18 protein-coding genes are annotated in these 15,364 nt (G+C 38.3%); 13 read left to right on the top strand and 5 right to left on the bottom strand.

The genetic code is table 11. From position 1 onward, the window contains the following. Positions 1-147 precede the first annotated feature (147 nt). Together BT797_RS03110 and BT797_RS03115 are read left to right on the top strand one after the other, a co-directional pair. A complete protein-coding gene (locus BT797_RS03110) occupies positions 148-630 on the top strand; it encodes an Hsp20 family protein (protein WP_139291627.1) in 483 nt (160 codons plus the stop codon). Positions 631-696: 66 nt separating this feature from the next. Further along, complete coding sequence (locus BT797_RS03115; RefSeq protein ID WP_045109316.1) at positions 697-2,064, top strand: Do family serine endopeptidase; 1,368 nt, start codon at positions 697-699, stop codon at positions 2,062-2,064. Positions 2,065-2,155: 91 nt separating this feature from the next. Here the strand turns inward: BT797_RS03115 and BT797_RS03120 are convergent, their stop codons facing one another. Together BT797_RS03120 and BT797_RS03125 are read right to left on the bottom strand one after the other, a co-directional pair. After that, positions 2,156-2,461, bottom strand: coding sequence for a hypothetical protein (locus BT797_RS03120; RefSeq protein WP_075471044.1), 306 nt, complete (start codon positions 2,459-2,461; stop codon positions 2,156-2,158). A gap of 144 nt (positions 2,462-2,605) precedes the next feature. Beyond that, positions 2,606-3,115: a DUF2165 family protein gene (locus BT797_RS03125; protein WP_052678254.1), complete on the bottom strand. Its 510-nt coding sequence runs from the start codon at positions 3,113-3,115 to the stop codon at positions 2,606-2,608. A 384-nt stretch (positions 3,116-3,499) separates the two neighbouring features. Between BT797_RS03125 and BT797_RS03130 the strand changes: the two genes are divergently transcribed. Further along, positions 3,500-5,122 (top strand): methyl-accepting chemotaxis protein, encoded by a 1,623-nt coding sequence (locus BT797_RS03130; RefSeq protein WP_045109318.1) that lies wholly within the window; start codon positions 3,500-3,502, stop codon positions 5,120-5,122. 61 nt (positions 5,123-5,183) lie between these two features. Here BT797_RS03130 and BT797_RS03135 read toward each other — a convergent pair whose 3' ends face one another. Beyond that, positions 5,184-6,251, bottom strand: a complete 1,068-nt coding sequence (locus BT797_RS03135; protein WP_075471045.1) for a hypothetical protein — start codon at positions 6,249-6,251, stop codon at positions 5,184-5,186. A gap of 349 nt (positions 6,252-6,600) precedes the next feature. Here BT797_RS03135 and BT797_RS03140 point away from each other — a divergent pair, with 349 nt between their 5' ends. Next, on the top strand, positions 6,601-7,092 hold the full coding sequence (locus BT797_RS03140; RefSeq protein ID WP_082293664.1) for a glutamine amidotransferase-related protein: 492 nt from the start codon (positions 6,601-6,603) through the stop codon (positions 7,090-7,092). Between the two features lie 88 nt (positions 7,093-7,180). Here BT797_RS03140 and BT797_RS03145 read toward each other — a convergent pair whose 3' ends face one another. Beyond that, a complete protein-coding gene (locus BT797_RS03145; protein ID WP_075471046.1) occupies positions 7,181-7,813 on the bottom strand; it encodes a LysE family translocator in 633 nt (210 codons plus the stop codon). Positions 7,814-7,965: 152 nt separating this feature from the next. Between BT797_RS03145 and BT797_RS03150 the strand changes: the two genes are divergently transcribed. The 3 genes from BT797_RS03150 to BT797_RS03160 all read left to right on the top strand — a co-directional run bounded on the left by BT797_RS03150 (position 7,966) and on the right by BT797_RS03160 (position 10,760). Beyond that, positions 7,966-8,442: an Lrp/AsnC family transcriptional regulator gene (locus tag BT797_RS03150; protein ID WP_244534107.1), complete on the top strand. Its 477-nt coding sequence runs from the start codon at positions 7,966-7,968 to the stop codon at positions 8,440-8,442. 417 nt (positions 8,443-8,859) lie between these two features. Next, positions 8,860-9,567, top strand: coding sequence for a response regulator transcription factor (locus tag BT797_RS03155; protein ID WP_075471047.1), 708 nt, complete (start codon positions 8,860-8,862; stop codon positions 9,565-9,567). Next, positions 9,564-10,760 (top strand): sensor histidine kinase, encoded by a 1,197-nt coding sequence (locus tag BT797_RS03160; protein WP_075471048.1) that lies wholly within the window; start codon positions 9,564-9,566, stop codon positions 10,758-10,760. The genes BT797_RS03155 and BT797_RS03160 overlap by 4 nt, the downstream gene beginning before the upstream one ends. A gap of 78 nt (positions 10,761-10,838) precedes the next feature. Here BT797_RS03160 and BT797_RS03165 read toward each other — a convergent pair whose 3' ends face one another. Then, positions 10,839-11,471, bottom strand: coding sequence for a thioredoxin domain-containing protein (locus tag BT797_RS03165; RefSeq protein WP_244534108.1), 633 nt, complete (start codon positions 11,469-11,471; stop codon positions 10,839-10,841). 226 nt (positions 11,472-11,697) lie between these two features. On the opposite strand from BT797_RS03165, the gene BT797_RS03170 reads away from it, so the two are divergent. The 6 genes from BT797_RS03170 to BT797_RS03195 are packed head-to-tail and all read left to right on the top strand — an operon-like array spanning position 11,698 to position 15,349. Further along, on the top strand, positions 11,698-11,925 hold the full coding sequence (locus tag BT797_RS03170) for a Flp family type IVb pilin (protein WP_045109327.1): 228 nt from the start codon (positions 11,698-11,700) through the stop codon (positions 11,923-11,925). A 6-nt stretch (positions 11,926-11,931) separates the two neighbouring features. Further along, a complete protein-coding gene (locus tag BT797_RS03175) occupies positions 11,932-12,357 on the top strand; it encodes an A24 family peptidase (protein ID WP_075471050.1) in 426 nt (141 codons plus the stop codon). 9 nt (positions 12,358-12,366) lie between these two features. Continuing rightward, positions 12,367-13,185 carry a Flp pilus assembly protein CpaB gene (gene cpaB, locus BT797_RS03180; RefSeq protein ID WP_045109329.1) on the top strand — a complete coding sequence of 273 codons (819 nt, stop codon included), beginning with the start codon at positions 12,367-12,369 and terminating at the stop codon, positions 13,183-13,185. Continuing rightward, entirely contained in the window at positions 13,186-14,529 is a 1,344-nt protein-coding gene (locus tag BT797_RS03185) for a type II and III secretion system protein family protein (RefSeq protein ID WP_045109330.1), read from the top strand. Then, the gene (locus BT797_RS03190; RefSeq protein ID WP_244534109.1) at positions 14,526-15,053 is read left to right on the top strand and encodes a hypothetical protein; all 528 of its coding nucleotides are present in this window, start codon (positions 14,526-14,528) and stop codon (positions 15,051-15,053) included. The genes BT797_RS03185 and BT797_RS03190 overlap by 4 nt, the downstream gene beginning before the upstream one ends. After that, positions 15,053-15,349 carry a hypothetical protein gene (locus tag BT797_RS03195; RefSeq protein WP_244534110.1) on the top strand — a complete coding sequence of 99 codons (297 nt, stop codon included), beginning with the start codon at positions 15,053-15,055 and terminating at the stop codon, positions 15,347-15,349. Before BT797_RS03190 ends, BT797_RS03195 begins: the two co-directional genes overlap by 1 nt. Positions 15,350-15,364: the final 15 nt, after the last annotated feature.

The raw sequence follows: 15,364 nt of genomic DNA on the forward strand, positions 1-15,364 counted from the left end.
TATTTAATTATTAATTATTATTATAAATAAATATTTGAAAAAATATAATTCGATTATATAAAATAGTTGTCAAGGGAGACGTTTCACTGAAAGCCCCCTTTATAGCATTTTAACTTATTTTGTATTGCTTCTTTCGGAGGATATATTATGAACACAATCGACTTAACCCCTCTTTACCGCAGCACTATTGGTTTTGACCGATTAGCACCCTTGTTTAGTCGCGTATTGGGTGCTGATAATACTGTACCGACTTATCCACCTTACAATATTGAGATTCTCGACGAAAATAAATATACGATTACGGTAGCTGCTGCTGGATTTTCTGAGAACGAACTCGATATCAATGTAGAAAAAGGTCTCCTTACTATTTCTGGAGATAAAGTAGATAAAGAGGAACATAAATACCTTTATCAAGGCATTGCTAATAGAGCATTTAAACGTAAATTTGATCTTACTGATTACGTAGAAGTAACGAGTGCCAATCTTGAGCATGGGTTATTAACTATTCACTTGGTTAAAGAAATTCCTGAGGCAATGAAACCTAAACATATTGCCATAAACCAAGAAGAAAAAGTGATAGAACATCAACTTGAGGAAAATGTGAAAATTAAAACTGAAAAAACGGTTTAATTTAGCATAAGGGCTGCGTAGCGGCCCTGTTTCCCCCTCGTTTTTACCTTGATAAGGGAACTGATAATGAACGTAAAATTTTTTGCTAGCTTATTGATTATTTTTTGTAGCCTTTTCACACAAGCAACTGTCGCAGCACTCCCGAATGTTGATGCCAATGGTTCGGCACTACCTTCGTTGGCACCTATGTTAAAAAAGATTAACCCTGCAGTGGTAAATATTTCAACGTTTTCAACGCAACAAGACAGCTACAATCCATTATTAAATGATCCTTTTTTTAAACGTTTTTTTAATATTCCTAAGCAACATGAGTACCAAGCGCAACCAAAAAAGCGTCAACAAAGTGCGGGTTCTGGTGTGATCGTAGATGCTAAGAGTGGCACCGTGATGACCAATTATCATGTTATTAAAGGCGCTGATGACGTTCTGGTATCTTTGATTGATGGTCGGAGTTATCACGCGAAGGTGGTTGGCTCCGATCCTGATTTAGATATTGCAATTCTATCTATTAAATCGGATAACCTTGTAGAGATTAATATTAGTGATTCAAGAGAGCTCGAAGTCGGAGATTTTGTTGCGGCTATAGGAAATCCGTTTGGTTTAGGTCAGACAGTAACAACGGGTGTTGTAAGTGCACTTGGTCGAAGTGGCTTAGGTATCGAGGGCTATGAAAATTTCATTCAAACTGATGCGTCAATAAATCCAGGTAATTCTGGTGGTGCTTTGGTTAATTTAGCTGGTGAACTTGTGGGCATTAATACCGCAATTATTGCGCCAGCTGGTGGTAACATAGGTATAGGATTCGCGATTCCTGTCAATATGGCCAAAGTGAGTATGGAACAGATATTAGCGCATGGTGAAGTTAAACGAGGTGAAATTGGTATTGGTATTCAAGATCTTACCGAGGACTTACGTGACGTATTTGAATTAATAAATGGACAATCAGGTGTATTGCTCACCAATGTCATAGAAGACTCACCAGCTTACGACGCGGGGTTAAAATCTGGAGATGTGATATTAGCTGTTGATGGTGATAATACTAAATCGACTGCTCAATTACGTAGTCAAATTGGCATGAAAATTATTGGGGATAGAGTAAAGCTAACTATATTGCGTGATGGCGTTCAAAAAGAGATCAAGGTAAAAGTTGGTAAACCTAGTTCGATGTTAGCAAATAATGTTATATCACATCGTTTATTAGCTGGCGCGCAATTTGAAAATAACTCGAGTGGCAAAGGTGTTTTGGTCAATAACGTATTGCTTGGCTCACCTGCTGCCTACAGTGGCCTGCGTCCAAATGATATTATTGTTGGAGCAAATAAGCGTAAAGTTTACGACATTGAATCTTTTCAAAAAGCACTAAAGCTAAGCGAGTCATCAATGCTATTACAGATAAACAGAAATGGTGTGTCGCTGTTTATTGTACTCAGTTGATAAATAACCAAAAGCGCCTATTTACGGCGCTTTTTTACAACAGCATCGAATATAATAAATAAGTGCTGTGCGATAATTATTTCGCCTCTTGTTATACAGGCTCTGGCCCTAAACGCAGACGCGCTTCGTAGTCGTCGTAATAATCATTCTCTGCTAATAAAACAGTTAATCTGTCTAAAGTGAAATCCTGATTGCTTATGCCATTTTCTAAACGTTGTACGCAATGCCCAATGGCAGTTTGCTCGTCTTGCTCTAAATATTCACGGCAAAAATACAGTGGCGGTAGGCTATAAGCAAATGAGGTTAATTGGGCAATGTGCATTGCATCGAGTTGTTGCGTTAATTGTGCGAGTGAAATATTAGCAGTTGACTGATTATCTTGACAGGTATTAGACATTGAAAGCGCTCGTATAAGAAAGACTTGAACAGTCTACAGTAAATCTATTTATTACTGTAGCGTATCTGTCGGTTTAGTCTGTTCGTGGCCTTTTCCGTATAAATCCATTGGGTAATGCTCGCTATACTGCTTACACTAAGCACATTATTTTTCTTCTGGTGTTGGAATTAACACATAAATCATCGAAACAAGGATAGATGTTGCAAAGGTATACGCTTTCATTTGGCCATTCCATTGATTTGCCCACATAGAAAACCACTCACCATCGATAACAGCAAAGCCCAAATACCAGAGTGCAATCGCCACTGAACCACCAAATAAGAAGCATGCTTGGCCCTGCGAAAAGTCAGCTTTGTTAATATTTTTTACCATGATAATGCTACCGATTAAACCAAATATACCTGCCAATAATTCAGCAAAAATAATGATCGTATAGCTGATGAGTTGAATGGTGGGGTTTGTTACTGTGCGATATTCAAGGGTACTGGCATCAAACCAAAGCTGCATCGAATTCATCGCCAATACATGCTGTACAAATTGATAGTTTGCATTGAAGTTAAGCAGGTTGTCGATACCGACAAACAGAAAAAAAAGACTGATAGATATACTGAGGATGATCTTGGTGATTCGGTGAACGAGGGCTAGATTCATCATGGTATTAAACTCCTATCGGTCGTAGTAGTGAAATGAATTTATATTTTATTTCATACTATTTTTAATCGGTATTCTAACGATAATAATTAGTAAAATAGCTCTATTCACCAAGCTAGATTAACTATTTTAGTTATAGCTACTTAAGGTGAGTTCAACCTGAAAGGTTGTTTTTGTTGTGTTTTTAGCTTGGAGTTATTACGAGTTAGGTATGAATCTTAACATAACTGATGGAGTACCTAATAATGGTTGGTTTAATATATCTGAAATTTATCTCAGCTCGAAATTTTAACCTGCGACGTGGTTTAATTATGATACATCGTAAAGTTTTCATCAATTTAGCCGATAATAACTAAGTCCACTCATTTGCTGATAGAAGTACGAACTATGAATCTGAAAACACAATCTTATTTACTTGCTGGTATCATACTTTCAGCACTTGTCGCCATTACTGTTGTGGGACTTTGGACGCTAAAAGCATCAAGCACGGCGGATAATAAATCCCGTGTGACTGAAATTTTTAAAACCACGTATAATTTCATTAATGATATGGAAAAAATGGTAGCGAGTGGTGACATAGAAGAAACCCAAGCCAAACAGATCACTATTCAGGTACTGAGAAATAATGTTTATAAAGATAATGAATATGTGTATGTTGCAGATGAAAATCTTATCTTTTTGGCTGCGCCACTTGACCCACAATTGCATGGCACTAGCTTTAATGATTTTAAAGACAGTAAGGGTCAGAGTGTCGGCCAGATCTTAATGAATGCGGTGAATCACCAAACCTCAAAAATAGCGGAATATACTTGGACGCAGCGATTAGCTGATGGTTCGATTGAGGAAAAGAATTCAATTGCGAAAAGAACAGCACGCTGGGGTTGGGTCGTTGGTACTGGTATTGGCGAAAATGAAGTGAATGCGCGTTTTTGGTCGAGTGCTAAATGGCAGTTTACTTTATGCTTTATTGTTGCGAGTTTGATTTTAGCGTTGTTAATTATGGCGATAAAACGCATGATAGCTATTATTGGTGGTGAGCCACAAGATGTGCTGTTTGCGATCCAGTGCGTTGCGGATGGTAAAATTACCACATCATTTAACGACTATGCACCAAAAGACAGTATTTACGGTGCGGTACAAACGATGAGTATGTCGCTGGGCGAACTGGTTCAACATTTGAGTAAAGCATTGAATGCGTTAAGCACAGAGTTAAACGATGTTGATTCTCGTTCTAAATTGATTAGTCAATTGACTGACACACAGCAGGAGTCTACCACTATGATTGCGACGGCGATGACTGAAATGGCGTCGTCAGCAAATGGTGTTGCAGATTCTGCACAAGCAACGGCGCAGCATACCCTCGACGCCGATAAGCAAAGTGTCGATACACATAACTTAATTAATTCTACGGTTAATAATATCCAAGGCCTTGCTGCGCAGCTTAATACGGCCAGTTCTGCGGTATCCGCACTTGATTGTGATGTAAACAATATTACCAAGATCTTAGATGTAATTGGTGATATTGCTGAGCAAACGAATTTACTTGCGTTAAATGCTGCAATTGAAGCGGCGCGTGCAGGTGAGCAAGGTCGTGGCTTTGCGGTGGTTGCTGATGAAGTGAGAAACCTAGCTGGACGAACACAAGACTGTACTAAACAAATCCAACAAATGGTGACGAATCTGCAAACAGGTTCTCGTAATGCGATTTCAACCATGGATATTTGTGCTGAAACCAGTGCTAGCACAGTGACTGAATCAGAGCATGCGTCCGAAGCTTTAGCGCAGATCGTGGCAGCACTAGAAACCATTTCATCGATGAGCCATGAAATTGCGACCGCGGCGGCAGAGCAAAAAATCGTGGGCGAAGACATTGCCATGCAGGTGAATATGATTGAAGAAAGCAGCTGTAAACTATCAAGTACTGTTTCTAGTGGTGAGCAAAGCGCGGAAACATTAGTGAAACTAACGGATGATTTAGCCAGTTGGTTGAATAAATTTCAAGTGAAATAAGAAACAGGTTAAATGAGAGAGGGCATAAAAATGATTATGCCCAATGGTCGAAATTTATTGCTTATCCAACATCTATCATTTGAAATCCATTAGTAATGTTATTCTTACTCATAACATAGCAATAGGCTACCCCTACACTACGCTCAAGCAGCCCACCAGTTTTTATACCATAACACACCTCTTGAAGGTTAAACGTTGGTATATTGAAATCGATATTGAGATCAAACGAGGCGGATATCACTCCGCTTAATGGACTAAGATCAAAACCGTAAACGTAATCTACCGTCGTTCCACCAACATCCTCAGGGGGATTACGGTTAAATCCGAACCACATGCCACCACTGACACCCGCATGCAAACCTATACCTGCGCCAACTTCAATAATCCATCGGCATTCAGTGAAATCCATTGCCAACGCTAATCCATAGCTGACCCCTATAACTTCGCCAACAACCTGTGATACATCGAGCTCACCTCCCAACAGGAATGTGGCGTATTGTCTTTTTCTGTAGACGTCAATAACACCTTTCAGCGGGTTCAGTAACTCGATAAGCCTAGCAAGGTCACCACCAAGTAGGGGTTCAAGCCCTTCCTCGCCGGCCATCATTCTTGCCTTCGTAGTTAAGACATCAGTCAGTACCGCATCAGCCCCATTTGCCATTAATTCGGGCAACTTTGACATGGCAAGTTGGTCCAATTCAGCATCCGATGGTTCTCTCCGAGCCATTACCTCCTCATGAGTTAATTTGCGCTGCTCACGAGCAATGTCTTTTGCCATTGTGAGCGCTTTCTCTAGATGGGGAGCAACGCTAAATTTTAATTCATATTCAGCTGAAAATGTTTCAAATATCGCTATACTCCAAGCATGTTCAGGGTTGATAGTCACAGTACCAAGGTCATCATCAGAAGTGATCATATCTTCATTAATAAGACGAATCTCAGCTTGATCTACAAATATCATTTCGTAATCTAATGTGGTGTGTAATCCAGTATTTAAACTGCCTTCATGAAATTTAGTCCACGGACCGTTATCGAGTCTAGATTCGAGTCTGTAATTGTCGTAACCCACATAATTATCGGTGTGGATACATCTTAACTCTGTAAGGTGAACTTGATTTACTATAGGCATTTATTAATCCAAATTGTAGTTAAAGTGGGGATAATGGATGTTAAGTTTATGTTAACACCCTGTTATCACTATACTGCAGGATAAGGCATAAATGCAACCGGTACTATATAAAATGGGGTAGGCTTGTTTAGCTGAAGAAGGCTTTAATTATTTAGATGCTGGTGGTCGTGTAACTCTTACTTCAGCCTTGTTGCACCTATTATCGGCTAAGAGGTGCGGCTTCTACAGCGCTTCATAAATTCGATGATCTCTTAAGCGAAACTGCTGTGGTGTTAGGGAAAAGCGTTCTTTAAATGCTTTTATATAAGAGGAGTGTCCGCACTTTGATAGTCTTGGCGAGCAAGCATTCATTAAACAGGCAATCGCGAATAACAAAGCCGTTATTGGAGTTTGCTTGGGGGCGCAGTTAATTGGTGAAGCCTTAGGCGCTGCGAACCAAATAAGCCCAGAGCAAGAGATTGGTTACTTTCCTATTGCGATGACAGAGCATGGGCACATCGATTCTAAATTAGCGGAATTTGATTTAGCAGAGGTTGTGGGTCATTGGCATAATGACATGCCGGGATTGACAAGTGGCAGCGTGGTATTGGCGGTGAGTAAAGGATGCCCACGACAAATCGTACGATATTCAACGCTAGTTTATGGCTTTCAGTGTCACCTTGAGTTTATAAGTGAGCAGTTAGCTCCTTTGATTGAACATGATCAGTTAGCATTTAATACTGAATCAATAGGTCAGTATATTCAAGATCCGGATTCGATCCTTAAACATTCGACAGCACGGATGAATCAATTATTGGGTGGTTTTCTGGATAAATTAGTACAGGCTTATCGTGATTGTTGATTGGCTGAATATGTAATGTGCTAAGTAAACATTTTACAGCTAAGCCCGAGCTATACAGGCTCGAGCTTTCACAGCGTTGCTTCAATTATTATAAAAAGTGAAGTTGATAACTGTTATAAATCTCCATTGATGCGTAGGAGACAAAAATAACGCCAGCTACTTTTTCAACGGGTTGCACAATTTTATTAACATAAGGCTTCATATTATCAATGGTTAACATTATTGAGATGAAGCAAAGCCAAGAAAAACAGATCATCGTAATGACGACACCGTATCCGACCTGAAGAAAGATCGGGGTATTGGGATCGACCACTTGGCTAAAAATACTGATAAAGAAAAGCGTAGCTTTAGGATTTAGTAGGTTATTAATAAAACCTTGTTTCCAAAATTCAGAACGTTGAATTTTATCCGTTTCAGTTGTTGTTACTAAAGGTTGTGCTGCCGACGTTAATGATTTCCATCCTAACCAGAATAGATAGGTTGCCCCGAGTAGTCGAATAATTTCAAATATAAATTCAGATTGCGTAGCCACAAATTGGACGGCGACAATGGAGTAAAATATATGTACCCAAATTGCAGTAGCAATACCAAACGCAGTTAAAAATCCCGCCCGTCTCGAAACACTAACCGTATTTTTGACGACCACCACAAAGTCTGGACCTGGGGTTATGACAGTGATTAAGGTAATAATCACTAAGGCATAAAATTCATGACTAAACATCAAGGTTCCTTATTATTTTAGCATTGCCTATAATTTGTGATCATTCACAAAGTAGTTTGGGTATATGTTACATAAGTACGTTGAAATTAAGCTGCTATGTACTTTACAATAGTGCCTTAAAATAGAGGTTTTTTTCTTTTAATGGAGTAAATGTGAAAAAAAACACTAATACAATGCTGGATAGCACCGATTTAACTATCCTTGAACATTTGCAGCGCGATTGTAGAATTAAGATTAATGAGTTAGGACCACGGGTTAATTTAAGTGAAACTCCCTGTTGGAGACGCTGGAAGCGACTTGAGAAAGAGGGGATTGTGACTCATTATACGGCGGTTTTAGACCGTAAAAAACTTGGTTTCAATGTGATAGGCTTTAGTCTGGTTTCTTTAAATAATCATGCACCAGAAGAGACTGATAAATTTGAGCAGATTATTCGAGATTTTGATTGGGTGCTCATGTGTTTTTGTATTGCGGGCAGTGCAGATTTTATTCTTCAAATTGTAGCGAGAGATCTCGATGAATACTATGACAAGATTTCTGAAATACGCCGTATCAAAGTGGTTGATTCGATTCAATCTAATATTGCGGTAAAAGAAATTAAGAACTCGACCAAATTACCGCTGTTCTGATAATCAGGGCACTATAAGTAGTGCTTGTGATACAGCCTTAAATAGCGCTTGCTTGTCTGCACTGGTCAAGTAACGAGAATCCAGCATGACAATTAAGCACCTATTATTCTATTTGCTATATTTATGCTTATATTAATGTGAATGTAATGCGAGGTTTTCTTATCGTCTATTCATTTTATGGCATTAATTGTTTTATAAATACGCCGTTACTATTATGTACTTATTAAATATCATATAAATGCGATTTAAACATTGCGTTGCTTGCTTTATTAGAGGGATAATCCGGAGAAGGTTGATTGTTGATTTAATGTCGTTTAATTGATTTTATATAGATTATGTTTATTTCATTTTAACCACTTAAGTTATGACTATAAAGGTTCTGCCATTTTTCGCTGAACCAAAGAATATAGGTATTATATGTTAGACATTGTAATCATTGAGGATGATCTTCAGTTACGAGAAATGTTGTGTTATTTTCTTTCTGAAATAGAAGGTTATGATATCGACTGTCTTGATACTGGTGATGGTGCTGTAGAGTTCATAATTGAAAAACAACCCAAACTTGTACTCCTCGATATACAGCTTCCGCATACTTCAGGATTAAGCGTGCTCAAAACGTTAAAAGAGCAGAAATTTGAAGCCCCAATACTAATGATGACCGCCAATGATACAGAGCTAACAGAAACAAATTCTCTGCTTTTAGGGGCAAATGATTACGTCACTAAACCGATCAGAACGAAAGTGTTAAGTGAAAGGATCAAGCGTCAACTAGACCTATATTTGCTTGAAAAACAAGTCGATGAACAACAAGAAGATAATTTAAGTTGTAATCAGTTTTACCTAAGTGCTCAGCATTCGAGTGTGTTTTACAATCAAATTCAGATTAAACTCATTCCCTCGGAATATGAATTATTAGAAATATTGTCAGATGCGGAGCAACCTATATCTGTCGCTGTCTTATTCGAAAAAATTCATGGTTTTAGTTATCACGAAGAAGACCGCTCTATATATATGCGTATCTCTTCGTTAAGAAAAAAATTCGCTATACAGCTACCGGGTGTTGAGTTGATCAAAAATCGACGAGCGAAAGGCTTCTTTCTTTCTTATCCGATGATAAAACGATGAAAACATTCATTACCCAAGTATTTACCTCCGTAATATTGGGTTATATTCTCAGTTCAATTATTTCTGATATTTTCATAAACCCTCAAAAGAAAGCGCTTGAAGAGCAACTTAATCTTAATCGTGTCGAAATGGTAATAAAGGGTTTGGAAAACCATGACGACCATACTCATACCGATGCGGCGGTATGGCAGTTTCAATGCAATGCAGACTCTAATTACGCTACAACTTCACCTTCACCTCAGGACAACCTGCATTCGATTACAAGTAGTTATGATGATGTTAAGTTTATCCGAGCGACTTTTGATAGTGATGCCTACGCGAATGCGCCGGTGGTAAAGGAGCTAAAAAAAATTGAATTAATAGATGATGCCATTCAAATTTTATGCACCTTGATGATTTTGTTGATATCGCTTCGAGCATGGAGTAATGGGATCATGTCTCTTCACTTCTTATCAGAGAACTATTCTGACGGGAAATTTAAGACCCGAGTGGAAGAAACCGGACCTGAGTCGATTCGCAGTTTGATACGAAACCAACATAAGATGGCGAGTGCGATTGATGAGCTTATTATTAAACAAAAAATGCTTTACGCAACACTTCCACATGATATCAGAACACCCTTGGCAGCTATTCAGCTAACCAGTGATATATTGGTGTCGAATAAAGGTAATAATGAATTTCTTTTAGAGCGTTTGGGTACGCAAGTTTGTAGCTTAAATACGCTGTGTGAAAGTAGCCTCCATCTTTTTAAACTGTTGAACAAAGAAGTCGTATTGTGCCAAGAGGAAATTAATTTGGTTGACGTTTTGGAGTCAACGATTTCAACGCTGGGGGGGCATAAAAACTTCGAGTTAGTTAACTGTTCTAAAACAATCCAAAGTGATGCGAAGCTGCTTAAAATCCTATTTTTAAATATTTTATCTAATGCCGAACGTTATGCAAATAAAACGATTCGAATTTCACTTACATCTTACCCTAATGTAGATGTGGTGAGAATTAAGGATGATGGTAAGGGCTTTTCAGAAAAAACAATATCAGCCGTTAATAAGGGGGATATTGCTAATATCTTAAGTAAAGATGGATTTGGCATTGGCTTGGTTTTAATATTTGAATTGACTAAACTTTTGAATGGAAAGGTTTTTCTTCACAATAATAGCAATGGTGGACAAGTTACACTGGTAATGAACCACTAAGCGGTTATCTCTCTAAATAATATCCCTCACTTTTATCCTAAATTAGGAGGAGGGATATCTTCGCGTAAGACTCTATTTTTAACTCATCAAATCCTTCAAGTTAGCCAGATATTTAATTGTTTCTGATAACTCAGAAATAGACTTATGTGGGCGCATATTTACTTGATATGTACCATTTACAATGATGCTTGGAATTTGCATGATTGTGGCTTGTGCAGTCAGTTTTTCTGAACGAGCCAGCTGTGTATTAACTTTCGCTTGCTGTTCTTTTGTGAGTTGACTGATTGGTGTGAGTTGATAGCGACGAAACAGATCTGTCACATTGACGTTTTCAATTTTTCTCGATTTTTGAACAAGCATAAAAAGTTCATTAGTAAACTTAGACTTCGCTTTAAGATTTAATTTTTCGAACTGAATTTCTGCCGAGTAATAAAGTGTTGCAGCCGCCCGAGTTACCTTATCAAATACGACGTGTGTTTTATGTATTGTTTGTTGGCTTTGCTTACTGATACTTGGCAACATCGTACTTACCTTCCAGCAAGGCCCGCAAGTTAAGGAGAAGAATTTTTCAACACCAAGGCTTTCTTCATAAAAATTATTTTTGACTTTATCGTAATGTTTCCCCTCAATCGCGTCTGCATAAGCAATCGCATTCTGAGACAGTAGTAATGCAATGAACATTGATTTTAGTATTAAATAAACCCGTTTCATTATTTCTCCTAGCGTTGTTAATCGTGGATACCTTCTAAAGTGTAAGTAACCGGTAACTGCCAGTCTTTAAGGGAGTGTAAGCTGTGTTGCTTGTTAACAGTTTAAACTCCCTTGGTTTTCCTTAGTGTGTATTTTTTTCGTTATTTGGTTAAATAGAATGAACTTAATCGAAGAGATTAATTTTAGAATCTCACTATCAATTTAATTCACTGTAAGGTCGAAAACCATGATCACTAAATTATATGTAAAATCAGCTATTGCACTTCACGAGTTCAAAAAAGATCAACGTGGTGTTACCGCTATCGAATACGCAATTATTGGTGTAGCAATCTCATCTATCGTATTAGCTGTATTCAATGGCAGCTTGCGTGCAGCATTAACTGAAGCTATGAGTACTATTTCTAGCAACATATCTACTGCGGCTAATGGTCCAACTCCTACTCCAGGTAATTAAGAGTTAATGGATTTTTACTTGTGGCTATTTTTAGCCACATTATCTGTTCTTATCTGTATTTCAGATTTTAAAATCAGGTACATATCTAATTTTAATTGCGTGTGCGTATTTGTATTGTGCTTGCTTATTTTTATTAATAATTACGACTATTTGAGCATCATTAATTCAAGTCTGGTTTTAATCTGTGGGTTCATGCTCAATCGCTTCAATATGATTGGTGGCGGAGATGCAAAACTACTGTTTGCTTTCTCAATTGCAATTTCCCCAAGTTATTTACTCTTGACCATTATGGTCATTGTTTTTATTGGTGGTTTACAAGCTGCAATACTCATTCTTTTTTCTTGGTACAAGAGAGAACCTTATACGCGCGGTGTGCCTTATGGTTTCGCTATTTGTGTAGGTGCTTTATTTGCTATCGCTGCATCAATTTAGGAACCTTGTGTGAAGTCTAAACTCATTTTAAGCCTTGCTATTGGATTAATTATCATCGGTTTGTATGGTATTGCTGGTAGCTTAAGTCGTCCGGAAACCAATATTCCCGTTATCGAAGCATTAGTCCAAGACACAGATGTCGAAAAGCTAAAGACCTGGTGGTTAAAAAACGATGTTGAGCGTGGTGACATTGTAAAGCGTAGTGATTTTGAAATTCGGTATTTACCCGAAGCCGAAGCGAATAAAAATGGGGTTGATACCGAGATGAGTATCAATTTCTCGTCTGGTGCTGTTTATAGCCAGAAGCTCAGTAAAAGCACCTTGTTATTTCCTGACATGCTGGTATCTCCACAAGACCAAGGATACATCGAGCTAGTGTTAGCTCCAGACCGTGTCCCTTATGTGTTACGTGTACCGGCCGAAGCTGTTGTTGGCGGTGTCATTCGTCATGGCATGCATGTGGATTTGGTAGCGCTAACATTACCGCGGTCACGTATGAGCATCGAATTCGGCGCTGTTGCAGCAAAGACGGCAAGAATGATCGGTGTTAATCCGGTGCTTTTAAACATCAAAATTCTTAAAGTTGTAGAGCAAGTGCTTACCGAAAACAGCGAGTTAGAAGATGTACCTGCCAATGTTGACATCATATTAGAATTGACAAGAAAGCAAGTTGCTAAGGTAACCGTTGCGAAGCGAATTGCTGAAATAGAGGTACATAAATCAATCGGGGATTATACCGCCGGTGATCTAAAGGCGGATGCTGGTGATGTATTACCAGATTTCAAATCCGTTACTGAGATGCGTGCTAATCATGTGGTAATAAAATAAATGAAAAATATAAAATTAAATATGCAGCTTCTATTTAGAATATTGACCGCATTATGCTTATTCACACTGCCTAACCTTGCTTATGCGGAAAAATGGATTTATATCGATAATGGTGATGCGCATACAGTAACAACCAAGCGTGAAATTGGCACTATATTTGTTAGCGATCCAAGTGTAGCTGATTACCAAGTTATTGATAAGAACAAAGCCATTATTTATGCCAAAAAACGTAGTCAAACACATCTTGTTATTTTTGACGAAGATGGAGAAATCATACTTAATTACAAAATAGTGGTTGCCCGTAATCTTGCCAGTATCAGAAACAAAATTCGTAAATTATTTCCTACGCAAAAGGTGACACTGACGAATGTGGATACACAGGTGTTGGTGCGAGGCATTGTATCTTCTCAGGACGTGTCAGATAAGATTCTGAACCTTGTATCAAAGTCAATAAATGCGTCTAGTAATAGTAGTAGATATTTACCGCTATTCGGTAGAAATAATAAAATAAAGAAAAAAACTTACCCAGGTCTATTGAATGAACTTGAGTTGGCGGTAACCAAACAAGTAAATGTTAAGTTATCGATTGCAGAAGTTTCACATACTTTCCTTGAACATATCGGTGTCGAATATGGCTCAATATTAAATGCAAATTTCACGGCTGGCGAATTTGTTAAAAACTTAACCACAGGGGCTAGTAAGGATATTGTTTCTTGGCTTTCTGCGACTGGAAATGACTCGGTGGGACAAATATTAGCTGAGCCTAATTTGTCTGTGATTTCTGGTGAGTCTGCAGAGTTTCTGGTCGGTGGTGAGCTACCTGTGATTTTCCATGAAGATGGTGGAACGAGAGTCACATATAAAGAATATGGCATCAAACTCACTGTATCTGCTGAAGTACTGCAAGACAGTAAAATCAGACTATCTCTTGAGCCTGAAGTTAGTAATTTAGATACTCAGTTTGCTGATAATACATATGATTTACCTGCACTTAAAACACGTAAAGCAAGCACTACTGTTGAATTAGGCGATGGCCAGAGCTTTTTACTTGGTGGACTGATGAGCACTGAAGATAAAGAAGTATTAAAAAAAGTGCCTTTGCTTGCAGAGATACCGATATTAGGTGCGCTATTTAGGAAGACGGAGACAGAGCGTAATAAAACGGAACTCGTTATTGTTGCGACTGTTAATCTTGTTAAGCCTATCAGCGCAGAGCAAATTCAACTTCCGACGATGCGTAGAACTACAACCCTAAGCCGTTTCTTTGCTGTGGAACAGGAATTTTCGGTTGAGAGTGCTAAATGGACTAAAGAGTTGTTGTCAAACGGAGGGTTTAAACTATGAAATACATTAAGGTATTGATTATTAGTAGTATTTTGTTTTTGACAGCTTGTGCTGACAGCGCCGATGTTACGAGTGGTATTGGCGTAGATATCACACCAATACATTATTCATTGTCGCTAAACGTGAACAAAAGTAAAAGTCTAGATGCAAAAAATAGACTTGATTCGTTCCTTGTCGAGCAAAAAGATAACATCTTGTTTGGTCATATAGAAATGTATGTCAGTAACAATACGGCGTACAAATTTGCTAAAAAAGTTGAATCTAAATTGCATGCACAAGGTATAGAGGCCTCTATGATAAGCATTGCCCGTGTTAAGCAGCCTATCAAGCAGCGTTTTGATTATGTTATTAGGGTAACGCGACATCAAGTGACAGTACCCATTTGTCGTCCTGCTCAATTAGGTGATTTTAATCATAATCAATTAGGTTGTACGATTGATTCTATGCGTTGGCAGTTAATGAGTAATCCCGAAAATATGTTGAATCAATTTGAAATGGATACTCGTCCATCAAAGGCTTTGTAATGCTTGATATTGTAGATCTACTCAAATCAAAAAATGATGAGAAGGTAAAACATGAAGATACTTTTTCGGCGGTTTTATTTAACCAAACGGTAGAGTGTAAAGAGTTAGTAGAAGAAGCCTTTCGTTTTGAAGGTATTACTACGCCAGCGAGTATCGAGAATACCGATGAAAATATTCGTCGCCATGTCAGAGAATCCTCTATAGAAGTGGTGCTGGTTGATCTTAACCGAAGTCAAAATGTCACTAAAGATATGGAAAGGATCTCACACCTACTACCCAATCACGCCTCTGTGTAATGGTCAACTCAAATC

Origin of the sequence: Moritella viscosa (assembly GCF_900120065.1) — a bacterium.
In the GTDB taxonomy this organism is placed as follows: domain Bacteria; phylum Pseudomonadota; class Gammaproteobacteria; order Enterobacterales; family Moritellaceae; genus Moritella; species Moritella viscosa.